This window comes from Maribacter caenipelagi (genome assembly GCF_004364175.1).
GTDB classification, from domain to species: Bacteria; Bacteroidota; Bacteroidia; order Flavobacteriales; family Flavobacteriaceae; genus Maribacter; species Maribacter caenipelagi.
In genome coordinates this window covers 388,308-409,143 of sequence record NZ_SNZW01000017.1, presented here as the reverse complement: position 1 = coordinate 409,143, position 20,836 = coordinate 388,308, and the positions used below count along the sequence as shown (strand labels likewise).

The window sequence follows — 20,836 nt, the reverse complement described above, 5'->3', positions numbered from 1 at the left end:
CTAATTGCTAATTGCTAATTGCTAATTGCTAATTGCTAATTGCTAATTGCTAATTGCTAATTGCTAATTGCTAATTGCTAATTGCTAATTGCTAACAAAACCACACCCTATATTGTTGTATTTTTGTACCCTACAAAAATTAAAAATAATGAGTACAACAAATCATATTAGTACAAAGTGGTTAGGCAACATGTCCTTTGAAAGTAACAATCCTTCCGGGCATTCTTTACGAATAGATATCGCAAAAGAAGACGGTGGTGATGGTAGTGGTTTTAGACCAAAAGCTTTAATGCTTTCTTCATTAGCAGGTTGTTCTGGCTTAGATGTAGCGGCATTGATAAAGAAAATGAAGTTAGAGGTAGAAGAGTTTCACATTGAAACAATTGCGAACCTAACCGATGAGCACCCAAAGTTTTATGATAAAGTAGTTGTAGAGTATCATTTTCACGGAGAAAATTTAAATGAGAAAAAACTTCAAAGAGCGGTTGACCTATCCATCGAAAAATATTGCGGAGTAATGGAAATGTTCAGACAATTTGCTGAGCTTGAGATTAAGACTGTTTTTCATAAAAAATAACGTCATTGCGATTCCGATAGCTATCGGAAGAAGCAATCTGTTTGTTTGGTACACCTAAGTGAGAGATTGCTTCGTACCTCGCAAAGACGACATCGATTATAAGCTGAACACTGACAACTGATATTGCCAACTGTTACTGAATACCGAACATTTCAGCTAGAATTTGAATTTTAAAATCGATACTGCCAACTGATACTGAAAACTGATTACTAAAAAATGCGCTGGACAATTAAACCAAAACCGAAACAAGAAGATATTGACACATTAGCCAATGCGCTTAATGTTGATAGTTTGGTGGCGCAGCTTTTATTACAAAGAGGAATTTCTACGTATGATGAGGCGAAGAATTTCTTTCGTCCGCAGTTAGAAGATTTGCATGATCCTTTTCTAATGAAGGACATGGATATTGCCGTTAATAGAATTGAAGAGGCAATTGCCAACGGAGAGAATATTCTGGTGTATGGCGATTATGATGTAGATGGTACAACCGCCGTTGCTTTAATGTCGTCTTACTTATTAAGTTATTATCCTAATGTAGCAACATATATTCCAGATCGCTACGATGAAGGATACGGCGTATCTTTTAAGGGAATCGATTTTGCCGAGGATAATGATTTTACATTGATCGTTGCGTTAGATTGCGGAGTGAAGGCAATTGATAAAGTAGCCTACGCCAAAGAAAAGGGAATCGATTTTATCATATGTGACCACCACAGACCCGGTACAATATTACCAAGTGCAATAGCAGTTTTAGACCCGAAACGTGAAGATTGTTCATATCCGTATGATGAGTTATGTGGCTGCGGAGTCGGTTTTAAGTTGATTCAGGCATTAGGCTCCCGAAGAGGAGAAACTATTGATGATGTTATCTATTATCTTGATTTAGTGGCAACTGCAATTGGTGCAGATATTGTACCGATAACTGGAGAGAATCGAATTCTAGCTTTTTATGGCTTACAGGTTATCAATCAACAGCCTAGAATCGGTTTTAAAGCCATAATTGATCAAATCAACAAAAAAGAGCTTACGATTACTGACGTAGTTTTCATCATTGCACCAAGAATAAATGCAGCGGGTAGAATGAAACACGGTCAGTATGCCGTTAATCTTTTGACTGAAACCAATATGAATCAAGCAATACAATTTGCTTCTGAAATAGAAAAGTTCAATACCGATAGAAGGGGGCTTGATCAAGAAATTACGATAGAAGCGCTTGGTCAAATTCAAGAGAATCAAGAAGAAGAAGGTTTCACTTCTGTCGTTTACAAAGATACTTGGCATAAAGGAGTTATAGGTATTGTAGCATCAAGATTGACGGAAACCTATTATAGACCAACCCTGGTTTTTACTAAAAGTGGTGATAAGCTAGCGGCATCGGCAAGATCGGTAAGAGGATTTGATGTGTATAATGCCTTAGAAGGCTGTGCAGATTACATTGAGCAGTTTGGTGGTCACAAATACGCAGCGGGTTTGACCTTGTTAGAAGAGCAGTATAATAATTTCAAACATCAGTTCGAGAAGGTAGTTAAGGAGAGCATTGATCCACAAATGTTGATACCGGAAATTATCATAGATACTGTTATAGAGCTACAAGATATTACACCGAAGTTAATGCGCATTCTAAAACAGTTTGCCCCTTTTGGTCCTGGTAATATGTCTCCCATATTTATGGCCGAAGATTTAAAAGATACTGGTTATGCCAAAGGTGTTGGTAAAGAAGAAGCACATTTAAAAGTTTCGGTAGTACAGCAAAGCAGTCATAAAATTGATGGTATTGGTTTTAATATGGGTGATAAACTTTCATTGGTAACAGGCAGAAAACCTTTTAGCGCTGTCTTTTCTATTGATGAGAATGAATGGCAAGGTAACGTGAGCCTTCAATTGAAGTTAAAAGACATTAAATGAGAATAGAACATATTGCTATTTGGGTAACTGATTTGGAGGCTATGCGAAGGTTTTATGAAACGTACTTTAATGCTGTAGCAGGAGAAAGGTATCATAACCCTACCAAAGAATTCACATCTTATTTTTTAAGTTTTACTGATGGAGCTCGATTAGAAATCATGCATAAACCAACTATCCAAACGGCTACTCATAAGGCTGTAAATACCGGATTTATACATTTTGCCATGTCTATAGGTTCAAAAGAGCAAGTAGACCTACTTACCGAAAAATTAAGAAAAGACGGATTCACAATTGCCGGAGAACCTAGAACTACAGGCGATGGTTACTACGAAAGTGTTATTCTAGACCCAGAAGGAAATCAAATAGAAATCACCATTTAGCAATACTATTTATAATAATTCTAAATAAGATTCCTATATTTATACTAAATATGTAGATTCTTATGAACGATATACGTCCTATTTACCAGAACGATTTTGGAATAGCCTTCCAATGGAAAAAAGATAAACCCAGTCAATCTAATAAAGTACAAGTGATTTTCAGGGATATTGGACTATTACTTACCCAAAGCGAGTTACGTCATTTTTCTAAATGCATTGCAGATACTGTAGAAAACGGAAAGGGAAATCTTTGTGGAGATTGCAAAACAAAAGAAGCATGTAGGTCTCTATTATTGAACACACCTGCTCACCAAATAACCTTTACGGTAAGTTATCAAGAAGCTATAGAGGTCAGGGATTTAATAAATGGTACGTTGTTTAAGCTAGAGCTAGATTCATATTTCGGCGAATTGTGAATTGAATAGCATCCTATAAAATTTTTTACAGATGCTATCGATTAATTAGCTGGCATATCTTTATATGTCCTGTTCTTTATTAAATATCTTTGGACCCTATTTAGCGATTGCACTATGAGCGTAAATGATCCCTATGCTGCCTTAAGATTTAAGGAATTCAATATTTTTCTTCTTGTACGTTTTGCCATGGTTTTTGCCTGGTCAATGCAATTCATTGTCATAGAATGGCAAGTTTATTCAATGACCAAAGACCCATTATCATTAGGTATTATTGGCTTAATGGAAGTTATACCTGCAGTAGGCATGGCACTTTTTGCGGGGCACATCGTTGATCAGAAAGAAAAAAGAAACCTTTTAATTAAGTGTATTTTCGGCTTTTCGGTCATTAGTTTCGGACTGTTTATGCTGAGTCTACCTTCTGTATTAGCCACTTATGAGACCAAAACAATTCTTTATGGAATTTATGTATTGGTCTTCTTTGGCGGATTGGTACGTGCCTTTCTAGGCCCTACCATATTTTCGCTAATTGCCTTAATTGTTCCTAAAAAGATTTACCCCAATGCTGCTACTTGGAGTAGTACAACATGGCAAATGGCATCTGTATTAGGGCCGGCATTAGCGGGCTTTTCCATTAGTATTATCGGTGTGCACTGGTCTATGTGTGTCATTTTCGGCTTTTCACTATTGGCGTTAACCGCACTTTTTAATATTTCAAAAAAGCCTATTCTAAATCCTAAAATTGGGGAACCGGTTTTTCAAAGTTTAAGAGAAGGACTAACATTTGTGTTTAAGACCAGAGCAGTATTGGGTGCTTTGACCTTAGATATGATTGCGGTACTTTTTGGTGGTGCGGTAGCATTGTTACCCATTTTTGCGCAAGATATTTTACATGTAGGATCAGAAGGTTTCGGTGTATTAAGGGCAGCTCCGGCTGTAGGTGCGGCAATTACGATGTTGGGATCTACTAGATTTCCGCTGCATAAAAATGCAGGTAAGAAATTGTTATTTGCCGTATTTGGGTTCGGAGTGTGTATGATTGTTTTCGGGTTATCTACCTATTTCTGGCTTTCGGTTGCCGCCCTGTTTTTAAGTGGAGCGGTAGATGGGGTCTCAATGATTATAAGACAAACCATTTTACAATTAAAAACGCCCGATAATATGCGTGGTCGTGTAGCTTCGGTAAATTCGATGTTCGTAGGATCATCTAATGAACTGGGTGCTTTTGAAAGCGGACTAACGGCAAAATTAATGGGAACGGTAACTGCTGTTGTTTTTGGCGGAACAATGACTTTGATAACCGTTGGTATTACTGCTTTCGTTTCTCCAGGTTTCCGCAAATTAGATTTACAAAAAGATGTAGAAGATCATGAGAAATAATAGTTAGGTTTTAAGCATAAAAAAAGCTCCTAAATTAGGAGCTTTTTTTATTGTAGGTGGTGCTTAATGTTTGGGTCATTAAGCGGGGGAACTTGTAGGTAAACTGAAGATTTGGGAATCAACACTTAATCTTAACAACAGTGTAAAGGTAGAACCAATGTCTAGTTTGTACTAACTTTTGTTGTGAAGTGCTATTTTTAATATGTAAGAAAAGGATTACATGTGGTTTGATGAGTTTTGTAACCTGATTTTACTTTATTTTTTAAAAAATTTATTACGTATAAAATATAAATCATTTTTTTTATCTGAAGTATGAATTAATAGCATATTCATTTTTAAAAATTATGGGATTTTATAATTAAAAAAAATTAAGATAGAAGTAGAAAAATTAAAACAACGAAAAAGCCGCTAAAATAGGGGCTGTTCTTTAAAGTAGGTACACTTAAAATTTGGGTTTTAAGCTGGGGAAACTTGTAGGTAATGTGAAGATTTGGAATCAACACTTCAACTTAATAACACTGTAAAGATATAACGAAGTACTAGTTTTATAAAACTATTGTTGTGAACTGCTCAATTTATGTTATAAGAAAAGGATTACAATTAAAATTATGTATTTCGTCGATGTTTTTGCTGAAATTTAACTGAATTCTTTCAACGAAAGTTGATTGCCATCAAATTCGGCATATGTGTAGTAATTGATCCAATCTCCAAGATTGGTATATTTTGAATTTTCTTTCAATTCTATTTCCAATGGAAGATGTCTATGACCAAATATGAAATGATCATAATGTTGAGTTTCTAACTTTCTTTGTGCGTATTGTACCAGCCATTCTTTATCGTTACCTAAGTACTTGGCATCATCGTCACCACTAATCAATTTATTGCTTACAGAAAGGTGTTTTGCCAAACGAACCCCGATATCTGGGTGTAACCATCTAAAGAACCATTTAGCTACAGGATTGGTAAATACCTTTTTCATTCTTTTAAAGCCTTTATCGTCCGGACCTAATCCGTCTCCATGGCCTATAAAGAATGATATTCCATTTATGCTATATTGCTGAGGGTTATGATAAACAGGTATATTCAGTTCTTCTTCAAAGTAACCGTTCATCCATAGATCATGATTACCTACAAAGTAGTGTATTTGTATGCCTGCATCAGACAGTTCTGCAAGCTTTCCTAAAGTTCTGGTAAATCCTTTTGGGATTACGGTTTTGTATTCAAACCAAAAATCGAACAGATCGCCCATTAAGAAAATGACTCCGGCATCAGACTTGACCGTATCTAACCAACGAATAAACTTCAATTCTCTCACCCTACTTTCTTCCATAGTAGGTGCACCTAGATGGTTATCGCTAGCAAAATATACTTTTTTCCCTGCCGGAAGTTCAATGTTCGTCATCAGGGTGTAAATATAATAACTGTTTTGCGTACCAAAGGAATACGTGTGTAAAATAAGAGAATGCTATTCTAAATTAAACAGCTGCATCTTTTTCATTCAATACAATTTTTATAGGCAGGTGATCGCTAAAACCCTTTTCATTGAAAGTTGAAGAATTAGGTCTACCAAACTTTACCGGTTTTTGGTAGGACCCAGAAGTTAGCTCTGGGTAGGCAATGATTTCCGTAGTACTTAATTTAAAAGGCAATTCTGATTTCTCTGATAATATACTTTTAGAAATCATAAATTGATCTAGCATGTTATAAGTATTACCAAACACAAAAGTACCTATTTGCGCATCTAAAAACCGATGCATTACATTGTAAAAGTACTTTAAACGTACCCTGTTACTTTTCACCAAGGCTTTGTTATTGATAGCCTTTAAATACGCTGTAATACTCTTGTTATACGGGTTGTCATTGAAATCTCCCATTAATATGATATTGGCATCTTTACCTTGTTCTTCGTAGATCCGCTCTATCCAATAAGACAAATTTTCGGCGACCATAATTCTAAAAGGTTCACTTTCTAGTTCACCACCAGATCTAGATGGCCAATGGTTAAGTACACATACCAGCTTGTTGCCATTTGCAGTATTGATGTGTACTTGAAATAAATCTCTTGTGGTATTTCGTTTAATAATACGTAGACTGAAAGTTTGTTGCTCTGGTCCGTATTTGGTCTTGTCATAAATAAGTGCGGTATCGATACCCCGTTTATCATCTCCTTCAGAAATAACAAAACCGTAATTTTTATTAAGGGCAGCACTCATGGCATCTATTAAAAGCTCAATAACATGCTCGTTTTCTACTTCGCAAACCCCTAATATATCTGGACCTTCACCGTTATTAAATTTTGATATGACAGCAGTTAGGTTGGCAATTTTCTGTTCAAGAATGGTAGCGTTCCATCCATCGAGTTCTTTGCCTAAATGGTTGTTTAAAAATTCACTTCTTCGTGGTGAATTTTCTACATCGAACAGGTTTTCAAGATTCCACCAGTAAATATGATGTTTGGTCATATTGTTATATATTAAGGAGTTGCCTTAAAAATAAAACAATTTAAAAGCTTGTAACGAAAGTTTACCGTTAAGTTATGTTGAACTTAATTGTCGCTCGCATACCATTCGGCAAACGAAGTATCTGTTTCTTGTAATTTAAGGGAGAATAAAGAAATGTTTTCAGGAAGGCGAGATTTTATTTTCGCGGCAAAATCTATGACCATATTTTCACTTGTAGGTTGGTAATCTGCCAAGATAACGTTGTGCCCCCTATCGGTTAATTCTTTGGCTAGTTCAACGTGAGGAGTATTTTTATTGAATACGGTGGCGTGGTCAAAAACATCCACAATATCTTCTTTGACAATTTTTTTAAGATCTCCAAAATCTATTACCATACCCAATTTTACATGGCTGGTATCTGTAATAGGCTTTCCAATAACGGTAACCGATAATTTATAGCTATGGCCATGTACATTTCTACATTTACCGTCATAACCGTACAATGCATGTCCTGTTTCAAAATTGAATTGTTTCGTAATACGAATATTGCTCATAGCCTATAATTATACGGCAAAGGTAGGAAAAGTTTAAACGCATTTATAGCGAATAAATCATTCTAAAACAATAGCTGTATTTCCTGTTATTAAGCTAACGTGACAGCAGTCTGCACCAACTACATAGGCTTCATTGATGACCTCTTCATTATCAATATAACCTTTAAAGGTCAGTTTAGCGGTCGAATTTTGGTATTGCACACGATTGGCATCACTAAGAATAGGATACAGACCTTGTTCTTTATAATATTGATATTCTTCTCCATTAAAACCCGTGGCTAGGTTTTCACCTGTTTCAGTGTCTATAACCTCATAACTATTTAGAGCTACTGCTTTACCAGATACATCTTTTACACTAACGGTAATAGTGACAAAATTTAATGTGCAAATAGTACTAGAGCAGTCTTGCTGCTCAACAGTTTCATCTTTGTCATTACAGGCAACTAGAAATATGGAAAGAAATGCTACTACGATTTTTGCGAACATAAAGCGGGTTTATTACAAGATGATGAAATACCGATTAGTTGCGTAAGGGCTTTAATTACCTTTTGTATTTCTTTTTTGCACGCATTTTGTTCACGAAATAAATGATCAAAACTGAAAGGGCAAGAACGGGAAATACTAGGTTACCGTTTAAAAATTGAAAGAATTCCATACTAATGATTTAGAAACAGAACGAGCTCCTGTTTCAGTTATTGTTTATTTTTTAAATTTTGACAGTGCGTTTCTTGTAAAATCAGAAAGGGCTAATTTTCCGGTGATAGCTGCACGGTCTGTCAATAAGGTATCCCAATGGTCGGTACCTTCCCATAAAACTTTCTTCCATTCGGTTAAAGCTTCAGAATTATAGCTTGCCAGTTGGTGAATAAAGAAATCTAGCTCTTTATCCATTTCTTGCGCAGAGTCGTACACTTTATTGAACAGCCCTTTTTCTTGAGCCCAATAAGCACTTTTCCATTCGGTAGGTGCCAAAGAGATTTCACCCATGGCGGCGTTTCCTATTTTACGAGCTACGGCAGGGGCAATGACCAGCGGAGCTATACCAATACTAAGTTCAGAAAGTTTAATTGATGAGTTAACGTTAGAATACACATAATCGCAAGCAGCGGCAAGCCCAACACCGCCACCAACGGTTTTGCCATGTACACGCCCTATAATTACCTTTTTACAGGTACGCATGGCATTGATGACATGGGCAAAACCACTAAAGAACGCTTTACCTTCTTCTAGGTTAGATACCTCTAACAATTCATCAAAAGAAGCACCTGCACAAAATGCTTTTTCACCTTCAGATTTTAATAGGATAACAGAAATAGCTTCATTATCAGAAAGCTCGTTGATCGTATTCGTCAGGCGTTCTAGAAGTTCGGAAACAAAAGAATTACTGGCAGGATGCCCAAACTCTACATGAGCAACTTTACCATCTATTCGGGTGTATAAACTTCCATTTTTTCTTGTAGTGACCATAGCATTTTATTTCCCTCAAAATTACGGATTTTGCAATAAAGGTTTGAATTTGTTTCTGAATTTCCATACCAGGGCACCGCCTCTAATGAACATCCAAACGGTGAAAGCCAGCCAAATTCCCGTTAATCCCCAGTTGAGGTATTTACCTAAGAATAACATGGGTACAAAACCCAAAAAAGTAGCAAAAAGTAGGGTGTTACGTAAATATTTCATTTCACCAAGACCTTTAAAAACTCCGTCAAGAACAAATGCGGTGCTATTAAAAGGAAGCCCCAGAATAATAATGTAGAAAATGCCGTAAAAGGCAGAAAGTACCAAAGGCTCGTTAGAAAATAAGCTACCTAGGGGCTTGTAAAAAATGGTAGCCAATGCCATAATAACGAGGCTAACTAAGAGTCCGTATTTCGTAATTTTTTTCGCCAATAACCAGAGTCCGTCATAATTACGTTCTCCCAGCAATCGTCCGCCCATAATATTACCGGCGGCACCGTACCCATCAATAAAAAAGGCAGAAAACAACCATAAATTAATGGCAATGGTATGTGCGCCAATAAATTTATCACCAAGGGCGGTAGCTTCTCTAACGGCAAGAATAAGCGCAGTGTTCAGGGCAATGGCACGTACAAACAAATTTAAACTCATAATAACCAGTCTACCAAGTTCTGGATGAATAGGTAGTTTTAGTTTTAAGCTAATATCTGTCTTTGTCCAAAGAAGATAGAACGCCATAAGTGCCATAATCGCTTGTGCCAGTAAACTTGCGTAAGCGGCGCCTTCTAAATACATGGCAGGTATGAATCCTTCAATACCGTAAACAAAGGCAAAATCGAAAATTACGTTCAAGACCGCTCCGGTAATGGCGATGACCATAGGCCAATAGGTATTCTGTAATCCGCGAAAAATACCCATCACGGCAAAAACGAATAAGGTCAATGGAAATCCCCAAACACGAATGGCGTAGTAGCTAATGCAATACTGCAGTATTTTGCCCTTCGCATTTAAAAGCTCAAAGATTTCTTGAATAACAAAAACGGTAGATAGTAAAACAAGGATGCTCAAGGTAATATTGAGGTAGATGGCTTGTGCGGGTAAAGCTTTGACCTCTTCTAATTTACCGGCACCTAAATACTGCGAAATTATAGCGGAAATTGCACTACGGGTTTGACCAAGAATCCAGATCAGCATAGAAAGAAAAGAACCCACAATACCTGCTGCGGCAAGAGATTCTAATCCGTCAACGGGTATATTACCCACAATGGCCGTATCGGTTATGGACAGTAAAGGTTCGGCAATACCGGCAATAGTTGCTGGGATGGCCAGGGCATTTATAGATTTAGAATTTACGGAAGTCTTCAAAAAATAGGGTTTCTATAGTACAAGTTCGTAGCAATGAAAAGGGTGTATGCTTTGGTTGGGAAAAAAGATATCACCTAATTTAGTGTAACCACGTTGCTCGTAAAATTTCTGATTTCGTTGGTTTTTGCTAAAGGTATCTAACCTGACCGACAGCCCATTGTTTTCTCTGGCAAAATTTTCCCCAAAATCCATTAAACGCTGGGCAAAACCTTTTCCTTGATGCTTTGGGTGTACCGCTAGGCGATGAATGTAATAGTTCTTGGTATTTTCTGTGAGCCAATCAACAGATTCATATTCCTCATCCATAAAAAGTGAAACAACAATACAGCCCACAATTTCGTTTGCAACTTGAAGTACAAATAGTTCATTACGTGCTACGTCATTTTCAAATGCCTGTTCAGAAGGGTATTCGGTAGTCCATTGGTAAATATCATTGGCTTCCATTGCAATTCTACAAGCATCTGTCATGAGAAGAATTTTGGGTATTTGCGATATCTTTGCCGATGCTATCATAAAATGAATTTAATTAAATTGTAAATTTAGAGTTATAATCAATACTTTTTATCATGATGAATATTCTTGTTCCGATCGGGACCTCCACAAATGCGAATCAAACATTACAATATGCAGTAGATTTTGCACAAGACTTTGGTGCTGAAATATATGTAATGGAGGTTTTTAATGTCAGCGGTAAAACAGGAACGCTTACCAATGTAACACAGAAGGTAGCCGAAAATTCTAAAGAAAGACTAAAAGAAATTATAGGAACGGTAGATACAAAAGATGTCTCATTAAAAATAGCAAGCTTTAATGGTGAGCTTAAAGACGGACTAAAAGAAATTGACAAGGGTATAGGTATCGATCTAATTATTTTAGCGCCAAGAAGTAACGATATTCAAGAAGAGAACTACTTGGGGCAAACCTCGGGAGCTATTATTAAAAGAACGAACATACCAACTTTGATCGTACCAAAAGGAACAGCATATAAGTCGTTTGAGAATATTTTGGTAGCCTTTAAATCTGGTATTCTAAAGAGAAAGAGAATTCTTGATCCGTTAATTCAGATTCAGAAAAAGCATAATGCAAACGTAAATCTATTGATGGTGAAAACACCAGGATATTCAGATGACGATCTAAAGATAAATACGGCATTGATGGATATTAGTTCGCAATTGACCTTTACAGAGAATTCCACTACATACCATGGTGTTTTAGAACATTTTCAAGCAAAACACCCCGATTTATTGTGTGTTTTTAGAAGAAAACGTGGTTTTTTTAAGAAATTATGGGAGAAAAATACTATTGCAAAATCAGAGTTTTATGCCCCGGTACCAGTATTGGTATTAAGTGTAAAGAAAGATTAAGTAGTACTTTGATACGTTGCTAAAATAGGTTTTCTTTGACGCTGTCAAAAAATAAGGGGGACTAGCTCGCCCGACTTTTTAGGCGGGCTCAGTTGGCTAGAGCGTCCCGATAGCCTTAGGGAAGGTCGCTTCTGTTTTTTTTGAGTAAATAAAGTAATATAAGGGGGATTAGCTCAGTTGGCTAGAGCGTCCCGAAGGCATTCGGGAAGGTCGTTTCGGGTGTTTTAAGTAAAAAAAGGTAATATAAGGGGGATTAGCTCAGTTGGCTAGAGCGTCCCGAAGGCATTCGGGAAGGTCGTTTCGGGTGTTTTAAGTAAAAAAAGGTAATATAAGGGGGATTAGCTCAGTTGGCTAGAGCGTCCCGAAGGCATTCGGGAAGGTCGTTTCGGGTGTTTTAAGTAAAAAAAAGGTAATATAAGGGGGATTAGCTCAGTTGGCTAGAGCGCTTGCCTGGCAGGCAAGAGGTCACCGGTTCGAATCCGGTATTCTCCACTTAAAGCTTCCATTTTGGAAGCTTTTTTTATTTATAGCAATTAAGCGATTAATTATCGAATTAAATAGGTTAGATAGTTAAGGTATAGAGCGTCCCGAAAGCTTTCGGGAAGGTCACCGGTTCGAATCCGGTATTCTCCATTTGAAAGGTTACCATTTTGGAAGCCTTTTTGATTTGATTATTTTTAAAAATGCCATTCACTACTTATATAATTTATAGTCAGACACTAGATCGCTACTACATTGGTTGTACAGAAAATATTGAAGAACGACTTGAACGTCATATTAAAGGAAATGGATCTACTTATACTAAAAAGGTAAAGGACTGGGTTTTAAAATGGCAACGTAATTTTGAAACACGATCAGAAGCAGTCTCGTTTGAACTTCTGATTAAAAAGAAGAAAAGTAGAAAATATATTGAGTATTTAATCTCACTAGAAATAAAAGAATAGAGCGTCCCGAAGGCTTTCGGGAAGGTCACCGGTTCAAATCTGGTATTCTCCACTAAGTTTTTTAGGGCTTCAAGAGTTTTTGACTTTTGAAGCTTTTTTCATTTGCACGCAATTTGCACGCAAAATTGGATTCAAATTGAGTTTGATACTATTTGGTACAGATTGGTCTATTTTGATACTTCTTCACCCTATGAAGAGTATTTTTTCGGAAAATTATCAAATCTATTGGATGCTTAAACTTCAATCTTATATTAGGGAATCTAGGTTACATAAAAGATCAATTAACGAGAATATTAAAAAAAAAAAAGGACACTCTAAAGTATTGTTATTATGTGTGGTTAAAAACGTCTTCAAAATTGTCCATTTTTAAAGACATTAGGTTGATTTGAAAAACCTTACTAAATGCATTTTTTAATATTATTAAATGATTTATTTATGACTATTTTGGTTTTGAGATGGAGCACTAGAAGCCCATAATTTCAAACAAATTTATATTTGAAAAAATTGTATATTACTGACTATCAAACCACTATAATTTAACCTAAAAATTATTAAACATGCCACTATTCATGGACTTCCACAAAATCGATTCAGATGCTATTACTGAAGACGATATGTACAAAGCTCACTTGAGAGATGTGGCCGTGCAAAATAAACACGGATTGATTTACAAGAAATATTATTTGAATCTTCCCAACAAAACAGCTTTTTGCTTGATTGAAAGTCCTGATAAAGAATCTTGTGTCGAGAGCCATAAAGAGGCTCATGGACTTGGAGCGTGCAATGTTATTGAAGTATCACGAGAGCATGAATTTCTTCCCTATATGGGAGAGGGAGGTCAAAATGAGCAGGATTTGGCTTTGACGCTAACAGGAGAAATCGACAGTGGTTTTCGTACGATTTTATTGGTCGACTTTTTGGACCTTATGGAAAATCAAAAATTGACAGGCTTCAAAATAATTGATTTTATTAAAAACTGTAAGGGTAGTGTAATTAAGGTTCCGAGCGAAAAGTATATGGCTTCTTTTATTGATGCAATTGATGCCTTAGATTGTGCGCAGCAACTATCGAGGCACTTTGAATCTTCTAACCAAAATTCTTTATACAGTATAGCTTTAGCGACAGGAAGACCAGTTGATGAACATGGTAAAAATTTATTCGAAGAAACTAAAACTAGAGTAAATGTGATGTCAAGATTAGGTTTTAAAAAAGGAATATTTATGGATTTGGAAACAAAACTTTCTGCTTCATACAGCAAAGAATTTTCCAAAATTGATACTGAACCTTTAACTATTCTGGATGAGGCATCTTACAAAGAAATTGAAAAATTGGATGAAGTTCTTCAGAAAAATCTAATCAATTCAGCTTTTAAGAGTGATGACCTTAGCAATGAACTAGGGCTGAGTAAGTCCCAAACCTATCGAAAAATATCCGCTCTAGTCGAAATTCCTCCCAATAAGTTGTTGTCCGAATTACGTTTAATACATGCTGCAAAAGCCTTGAAATCAGGAAATAAAACGGTTTCCGAGGTGGCATATGATTCAGGTTTCAATAGTCCAACCTATTTTACAAGAGTGTTTCGAAAAAGGTTTAAAATACTCCCGACCGTGATTGGTAAGTCCATATCCAGGTAACCAAAAAAACATACGTTTTACATCCTCCATGTCTAAATTGTTTCAGCTTTTGGAACAAAACTTACAACTTGAGTTTCAATATACCTTTAGTTTTACACTGTGAAATAATTGAGAAACACACTTCCCCCTTCAATTTCACTTTAGCCATTTTATAGTTCCCATGAAAATAGATACAACTAAGGCACTAAAAATAAAACATTATGGAAAAATTGATTGAAGCGTTGAGGAACAACACCCAGGGGCAGGTAATCCTTCCTCAAGACCATGGCTATGACAAAGCCAGAGCTATTTATAATGCAATGATAGACAAGCGACCAGCAATCATTCTTAAATGCAAGGATAAAGAAGATGTAGTACAGATGGTCAAAATTGCGCGGGAGAACAACTTGGAGGTTTCTGTTCGCAGCGGAGGTCACAATGGGGCAGGACTTTCCTTAGTAAACGATGGTTTGGTTATTGACCTCTCCGAAATGAAATCAATAAAAATAAATCCAAGCGAAAAAACAGCGCTCGTAGAACCTGGGAATACGCTACACGATTTGGATAAGGCCACTCACGAGCACGGTCTGGCATTGCCTGTAGGTATAAATGGCACCACAGGCGTAGCAGGACTCACTCTTGGCGGAGGTTTGGGCTACTTGAGCCGTAAAGGAGGCCTTGCCATTGATAATCTTTTAGAGGCTGAAGTAGTCCTAGCTTCAGGTGAGTTGGTAACAGCCAACGCCACCTCACATCCTGATCTTTTTTGGGCACTGCGTGGTGGTGGCGGAAATTTCGGTGTGGTTACATCGTTTACTTTTAACTTGTTGCCCATTAAAAATGTATATGCAGGACCTATGTTCTGGCCATTGGAACAGGCAGAAGAAGTCATGAAGTTCTATGATAAAATTACCAAGAACGCTACTAACGACCTCTACGGATTTTTTGCTTTTTTAACCGTACCGCCCGCAGAGCCTTTTCCGGAACATTTACACATGAAAAAAGTCTGCGGCATAGTGTGGTGTTACACTGGTGATATGGAAAAAGCAGCAGAGGTCTTCGATCCCATCCGTGCTTTCGGACCACCTATTTTGGACTTTGTAACCGAGCTTCCTATGCCCGCCCTAAATGGTATGTTCGATGAATTATATCCACCAGGATATCAATGGTATTGGAAAGGTAACTATTTCGATGAGTTGACAGACGAGTGTATTCAAGAGCATATAAAACACGGATCCCAATTGCCGACGATGTTTTCTACCATGCACCTTTATCCCATTGATGGAAAAGTTCATGAAACAGCACAGGAGGATACCGCTTGGGCAAATCGTGGCGCACGGTGGGCACAAGTAATCGTGGGGGTTTCTCCTGACCCCGCAGAAGCCGATAAAATTACCAAATGGAGTCGAGATTATAATGAAGCAATGAAGCCCTATGCTCTTGGCGGTGGGTATGTCAATTTTATGATGCAAGATGATCAAGCCCGGGTTAAAGAAAGTTATGGAGTGAATTTTGATAGACTTCGTAAAATAAAGAAAAAATACGACCCCGATAACTTCTTTCATATGAACCAAAATATCAAACCGGAGTAATGGGTTCTTACCCTGTTCCATAGCTCCATTTTTTCTCCCTCAATTTTAGTGACCTTACTTCTGTAAGTAGATTTTGAAAAATTATAATCTCTTTTGCTACAGGAGCGCTATGCCTAAAAATTCCCATCAAAATAGAATATAAATCTTTTAAGACATTGAAATTATGAAAACAAACAAAACAATATTATGGATATTATTATTTGGAATTTTAATTACAGGATGCAAACAAGAGGAAAAAAAAGAGGAAACTGTAGAAGTGAAAATTGATTTGATTAATGATGAATTTCCTGAAGCAAAACAGGAAGTAATGGAAACCTATGAGGCAATTGTTCAAAGTATTAAAGAAGGAGATATTGATGGGCTTATTTCTCTACACGCCTACAGTCCAAAGTTTACAGAATTCAAAAATGGAAAACTACGCAATGATGGTGAAGCAAATGAAACATACGAACGAAATATTTTTAGCTCTGTAACCGAAGTGGTAAAATTCGATTCAAATGACTTAAAGATTGCAGTTTATGGCGATGTTGCAAATGTAACCTTTCATTCTGATTTTCATTTTAAATTTGGAGAAGACCTTGTGATCGTTAATGACCAACTTACGCTATTATTTGTAAAAACAGAGAATGGTTGGAAATTAGTTCACGAGCATCATTCTCCTTTAAACGAGGCAGAAGCAAATAGCTGATTCATTTTGGCACTTACGTTCTTTGGATAGACCACCATGGCCAATATTAGGAATGGTTTCATTTGGTATCAAATAAAACCAAATAATATTAATGGCTCTAGAACCGTATTTCGCTTGGTAGTTTTTGATTTAATTTGCTGTTTATCAATTATTTGTAAATAACTATAAGGAGTTGTTACTATCTTCCCTTGCCTATTTTCATACATTATATTCTAGGTTGAAGGCCATTTTCGAAAATAACCTGACCTATCTGAGCAATGGCAGTTTTAGGGTTACCTAACTGGTTAATTATTAACAATAGCCGACACCAAGTTGTTGAATCACAACTTAAGGTGCCGACTGAAAATTAAATTTATTTTTTTCTTATAATAATAAACTGTGCTGTAATTCCCTTTTTAAAATTTATATATGTAGTATCAGGAACGTTGAGTTTTAAACTATCCAGAACGACAGGGTTTATTCCTCCGGCATTACCCAAACTTTCATTACCAAAAATACCATTATAATCATATAATTCTCCTGAACATTCAACATAATCCGTTGCCATATTTGGTCTGTATGGCCTAAAGGTGTATGATTCATTAATTGTATGTGTTTTATTGTTTTGTACATCAACAAAATTATCAGTATCAACACTCCAAGTTTTACCATCATCTATGCCGTTCTCATTAATGTCAAGGCGTTCCCCTCCTACCCACATTTTCACCCTTAGCTTACCATTAACCTCTGTATCGGTAGATTGTGTGCCCGTAATGTTAACAATGGTCGCCAGATATTCTGGATAGGCAACATCACAATTTCGTGATTGATATTCCGTTGCAAGAACTACATTTGCTGCAGGAAAACCTTCTTTTACATAACTTAATTTATAGGATAAAGGGGAACCGGGAGATTCTTCTGGGGAATAGTTGCCGCCAGCTGCAATATAATCATAAATTTTTTCAAGACTATTTCCGCCAATAGTTTGGGCAGCACTTGCCCCATCCCCTCCAATAATTAATGCTTTAATGTTAGATTCTTCTAGAATATTTTTAGAGTCAACATCAAGCTCAAAAGTTCCTCCTTTTTTACCCGCTTCTATAGCCGCATTAAAGGCTGTTTCTACTTCCGTTATACTATATTCAGACTCCACGGTATACAATACCATACGACCGTATGTTACAGTTGAAACATAGACAGGGCTTATGGAGCCCAAATTTTCAATACTAGGTAGATCAGTAAAAAGATCGCTTGGAACTTCACCTGGGGAGTCCAAGTCTATAGTAAAATATTTCTGAATGAATTTCAGCACATATTTTTTCTTAACTGTAGTGGTATTAAAATCAAAACTACCGGAAATATCTTTTGTTTTATCCCGATAGTTCGCTCCCAGTGCTATAGATAATTGCTGTTCAGAATAAACTTGAGACTTATCAAACTGCAGTTGCGCAGGAGTTGCTCCGGTAACTTCGAGGCTGAGCAATTTATTAACACCTGCTCTAACCTCACTAATGTTTTTTGGATTATTAACAGTTACACTAGTCTTTCCTTTTACATTGTTTAACGAAATTGACATGGTAATTGGCGCACGATCTTTATCAATTCGCGCATATTCGCCAGTAGTTATGCTTTCCCCTTTTAACATTGCCCCTGGATATATAACATCGGTAGTAGGATCCAACGTGAATAATTCACTAAAGCCTGGTGCCCCTTTGAAAGTTTGGGTAAAACATTCAAATTCCGTTGTTCCTTCCCGTTCTGGGTTGGTGGAGGTGGTCTCAACGATATTCTCAGGTTGGTTAAAAGAACCCAAAGCTGCGACGGCTGCATTAAAGTCATCGGCATCATTGTTGGAAAATTGTTGTGCATTAGAATCATCAGGGCTTACTTCATCTTTACTACAAGCGCAAATAGAAAATAAGAGAACTAGTGGTGCTAACTTTAAAATACTTTTTAATGGTGATTGATTTGTTTTCATAATAGTTTGATTTTTAAGATTCAACATTCCAAACCTAGAGCAGAAATGATCCCATCCCTAATTTTGTCCATGGACAAAGTATGGACAAGCAACTTGGATTTCGATGAAGTACACCATGGACAGCACAAAAAACATAAAAGATGAAAACATTCAAAAACCCTTTATATTCAACGCTTTACATATTTTATTTATAGCTATGATCTCCAAGAAAGTATGGACTTTTTATGGACAAGGGCTTTTCGACCAACTATATCCAGTGTTTGGGCAAGCGATAATTTAATTATCTTGGTAAAAACCAATCATTATTGCATATGTCCTCTAATAAGAACCTGTTAATTGTTTTAGCTCTCTTTTTTTATTGCAAAGCATCATCCCAATTGAATTTTGATATTGATAGTTTATTAGTGGTCTATAAATCACAAAAGTTGGATACGAACAAGGTGATAACCAATAATAAGATCATTAATTACTACATGTATAGAAACCCTGAATTAGCTAAGAAATATGCCTTTGAGCAACTTACCCTATCCAATGAGATCCAATTTAGTGGCGGACAATCAATGGCCAATTATCAATTAGGGATTCTATATAATAATGTCAACAAGGTCGATTCAGCCCGTTATAGATATACCCAAGCCTTGAAGTTTGCTAAAATCTACAATAACCAAATCTTTGTTTCACAAGCCTATCATGGGCTTGCACTATTGGAATTTGAGCTGGGAAACTTAGATAAGGCGGATGAAATAAATGACAAGAACCTCGCATATAATGAGAGAAACAAGGATTCGGTCGGAATCGCCTATTCCTTGGATTTTAAAGGAAGAATAAATGAAAATAGGGGGCATTACACCATTGCCCTTGAAAATGTATTGAAGAGCCTTAAGATTTTGCCTGTCGTGAGCACACCAATAAACAAAGATGTCAGAATCGCGGACGCCAAAACCCATTTGGCCGCAATAGAATTCAATATTGGAAATTTAAAGAAAGCCATTGCCTATAACAAAGAGGCATTGGAGATTTATATCAATCAAGACGATACCTATTATCAGGCAGTAGCACTTGCAGACCTAGGGAAAGCCTATAAAGCTTTGGGGAATTTGAAGGAAGCGGAAGATAATTTTAAATTAAGTATTGAAAAGGCCAAACAGGCAAATATTCCGTCCACGCATGCTACTTCATTGAGTGAACTGGGGGCTCTATATTTTGTTCAGAACAAGACCACCGAAAGTCTTAAATTACTGAGGGAAAGCATAAACATTGCAAAGGAAATAGGTTCGGAACGTAGAGTGGCGATTTCGAAATTGGAATTTGCAGAAGTTCTTAATTCCGATGGTAAATCACAAAATGCACTTGCTATTATATCAGAGGCACTCAATTATGCGGATAGTAGCGGCAATCTATCGATTTTAAGGGATGCCTACCTAAAAAGAAGTGCTGTTTATAGCAATTTAGGTGACCTTTCAGGTGCCTTAAAAGATTACAAAACGTATAAAACGTTAAACGATTCTATTTTTAATAAGGAACGTACACAAAAACTTGAAGAACTAAAAATCATATACGAAACCAAAAAAAAGGAGGCTGCCCTAGCCCTGCAAGAGGAAGAAATAAACACACTGAACGAAAAAGCCAAAGTAGATAAACTTACCAAAGGGCTCTATGCTGGGGGTATGTTCACTTTTCTTGCTGTTTCCGGCTTATTATACTTTGGGTTTAAGCAAAGAATGAAGAAAAACCGAATTGCCCGTCAAAAACAAGAGGAAATCTATAAACAGGAGATTGCATACAAGAAAAAAGAACTCACTAGCCAGACCTTGCATCTAGTTCAAAAGAACACGTTTATCCAAGAACTTATGGAAAACCTACAACGCATCAAAAGCTCCCCTGAGAAGTTCAAAATGGAATTTAGGCGTATTGTGATGCTCTTAAAGAAAGAAAATGCGTCGGACAAGGATTGGGAAGTATTCAAGACTTATTTCTCTGAAGTGCATAACGACTTTGACCAGAAACTGAAGACCTTGTCTCCCGATGTTTCGGAAAAAGAAATTCGTTTGGCGGCATTCTTACGTATGAACCTGACCACAAAAGAAATTGCAGCCACTTTGAACGTACTACCAGATAGTATTTTAAAATCTAAATACCGCCTAAAAAAGAAACTTGGGCTAGATAAAGAAACCGATCTAAACCAATTTTTGAATGCGCTTTAAT

The 20,836-nt window shown here is 36.7% G+C and carries 19 protein-coding genes and 1 tRNA gene; 12 read left to right on the top strand and 8 right to left on the bottom strand.

Features of this window, described 5'->3' with window-relative positions:
* The first annotated feature begins 148 nt into the window (after positions 1 to 148).
* The 5 genes from DFQ03_RS16215 to DFQ03_RS16195 all read left to right on the top strand — a co-directional run bounded on the left by DFQ03_RS16215 (position 149) and on the right by DFQ03_RS16195 (position 4,655).
* Entirely contained in the window at positions 149 to 577 is a 429-nt protein-coding gene (locus DFQ03_RS16215) for an OsmC family protein (RefSeq protein WP_133674287.1), read from the top strand.
* A gap of 216 nt (positions 578 to 793) precedes the next feature.
* Entirely contained in the window at positions 794 to 2,482 is a 1,689-nt protein-coding gene (recJ, locus tag DFQ03_RS16210; RefSeq protein WP_133674286.1) for a single-stranded-DNA-specific exonuclease RecJ, read from the top strand.
* Positions 2,479 to 2,862, top strand: coding sequence for a VOC family protein (locus DFQ03_RS16205; RefSeq protein ID WP_133674285.1), 384 nt, complete (start codon positions 2,479 to 2,481; stop codon positions 2,860 to 2,862). The genes recJ and DFQ03_RS16205 overlap by 4 nt, the downstream gene beginning before the upstream one ends.
* Positions 2,863 to 2,924: 62 nt before the next feature.
* Positions 2,925 to 3,278 (top strand): hypothetical protein, encoded by a 354-nt coding sequence (locus DFQ03_RS16200; RefSeq protein WP_133674284.1) that lies wholly within the window; start codon positions 2,925 to 2,927, stop codon positions 3,276 to 3,278.
* Between the two features lie 114 nt (positions 3,279 to 3,392).
* Positions 3,393 to 4,655: an MFS transporter gene (locus DFQ03_RS16195; RefSeq protein WP_133674283.1), complete on the top strand. Its 1,263-nt coding sequence runs from the start codon at positions 3,393 to 3,395 to the stop codon at positions 4,653 to 4,655.
* A gap of 637 nt (positions 4,656 to 5,292) precedes the next feature.
* On the opposite strand, the gene DFQ03_RS16190 is transcribed toward DFQ03_RS16195, so the two are convergent.
* The 7 genes from DFQ03_RS16190 to DFQ03_RS16160 all read right to left on the bottom strand — a co-directional run bounded on the left by DFQ03_RS16190 (position 5,293) and on the right by DFQ03_RS16160 (position 10,986).
* Positions 5,293 to 6,057, bottom strand: coding sequence for a UDP-2,3-diacylglucosamine diphosphatase (locus DFQ03_RS16190; RefSeq protein WP_133674282.1), 765 nt, complete (start codon positions 6,055 to 6,057; stop codon positions 5,293 to 5,295).
* 73 nt (positions 6,058 to 6,130) lie between these two features.
* Positions 6,131 to 7,117: an endonuclease/exonuclease/phosphatase family protein gene (locus DFQ03_RS16185; protein ID WP_133674281.1), complete on the bottom strand. Its 987-nt coding sequence runs from the start codon at positions 7,115 to 7,117 to the stop codon at positions 6,131 to 6,133.
* 83 nt (positions 7,118 to 7,200) lie between these two features.
* Complete coding sequence (locus tag DFQ03_RS16180) at positions 7,201 to 7,650, bottom strand: 6-pyruvoyl trahydropterin synthase family protein (protein WP_133674280.1); 450 nt, start codon at positions 7,648 to 7,650, stop codon at positions 7,201 to 7,203.
* A gap of 57 nt (positions 7,651 to 7,707) precedes the next feature.
* Complete coding sequence (locus tag DFQ03_RS16175; RefSeq protein ID WP_133674279.1) at positions 7,708 to 8,136, bottom strand: hypothetical protein; 429 nt, start codon at positions 8,134 to 8,136, stop codon at positions 7,708 to 7,710.
* Between the two features lie 213 nt (positions 8,137 to 8,349).
* On the bottom strand, positions 8,350 to 9,117 hold the full coding sequence (locus DFQ03_RS16170; RefSeq protein WP_133674278.1) for an enoyl-CoA hydratase/isomerase family protein: 768 nt from the start codon (positions 9,115 to 9,117) through the stop codon (positions 8,350 to 8,352).
* 21 nt (positions 9,118 to 9,138) lie between these two features.
* Positions 9,139 to 10,473, bottom strand: coding sequence for an MATE family efflux transporter (locus DFQ03_RS16165; RefSeq protein WP_133674277.1), 1,335 nt, complete (start codon positions 10,471 to 10,473; stop codon positions 9,139 to 9,141).
* 12 nt (positions 10,474 to 10,485) lie between these two features.
* Positions 10,486 to 10,986 (bottom strand): GNAT family N-acetyltransferase, encoded by a 501-nt coding sequence (locus DFQ03_RS16160; protein ID WP_133674276.1) that lies wholly within the window; start codon positions 10,984 to 10,986, stop codon positions 10,486 to 10,488.
* Positions 10,987 to 11,039: 53 nt separating this feature from the next.
* Here DFQ03_RS16160 and DFQ03_RS16155 point away from each other — a divergent pair, with 53 nt between their 5' ends.
* From DFQ03_RS16155 to DFQ03_RS16130, 6 genes are all read left to right on the top strand, one after another.
* Positions 11,040 to 11,837, top strand: a complete 798-nt coding sequence (locus DFQ03_RS16155) for a universal stress protein (RefSeq protein ID WP_133674275.1) — start codon at positions 11,040 to 11,042, stop codon at positions 11,835 to 11,837.
* A 418-nt stretch (positions 11,838 to 12,255) separates the two neighbouring features.
* Positions 12,256 to 12,329, top strand: a tRNA-Ala gene (locus DFQ03_RS16150).
* Positions 12,330 to 12,520: 191 nt separating this feature from the next.
* On the top strand, positions 12,521 to 12,781 hold the full coding sequence (locus tag DFQ03_RS16145; protein ID WP_133674274.1) for a GIY-YIG nuclease family protein: 261 nt from the start codon (positions 12,521 to 12,523) through the stop codon (positions 12,779 to 12,781).
* A gap of 569 nt (positions 12,782 to 13,350) precedes the next feature.
* A complete protein-coding gene (locus tag DFQ03_RS16140; RefSeq protein ID WP_166637487.1) occupies positions 13,351 to 14,415 on the top strand; it encodes a nickel-binding protein in 1,065 nt (354 codons plus the stop codon).
* A gap of 200 nt (positions 14,416 to 14,615) precedes the next feature.
* A complete protein-coding gene (locus tag DFQ03_RS16135) occupies positions 14,616 to 15,986 on the top strand; it encodes an FAD-binding oxidoreductase (protein ID WP_133674272.1) in 1,371 nt (456 codons plus the stop codon).
* A 163-nt stretch (positions 15,987 to 16,149) separates the two neighbouring features.
* The gene (locus tag DFQ03_RS16130) at positions 16,150 to 16,674 is read left to right on the top strand and encodes a YybH family protein (protein WP_133674271.1); all 525 of its coding nucleotides are present in this window, start codon (positions 16,150 to 16,152) and stop codon (positions 16,672 to 16,674) included.
* 352 nt (positions 16,675 to 17,026) lie between these two features.
* Here DFQ03_RS16130 and DFQ03_RS16125 read toward each other — a convergent pair whose 3' ends face one another.
* On the bottom strand, positions 17,027 to 18,631 hold the full coding sequence (locus DFQ03_RS16125; RefSeq protein ID WP_166637486.1) for a thiol-activated cytolysin family protein: 1,605 nt from the start codon (positions 18,629 to 18,631) through the stop codon (positions 17,027 to 17,029).
* A 377-nt stretch (positions 18,632 to 19,008) separates the two neighbouring features.
* Here DFQ03_RS16125 and DFQ03_RS16120 point away from each other — a divergent pair, with 377 nt between their 5' ends.
* A complete protein-coding gene (locus DFQ03_RS16120; protein WP_166637485.1) occupies positions 19,009 to 20,835 on the top strand; it encodes a tetratricopeptide repeat protein in 1,827 nt (608 codons plus the stop codon).
* Position 20,836: the final 1 nt, after the last annotated feature.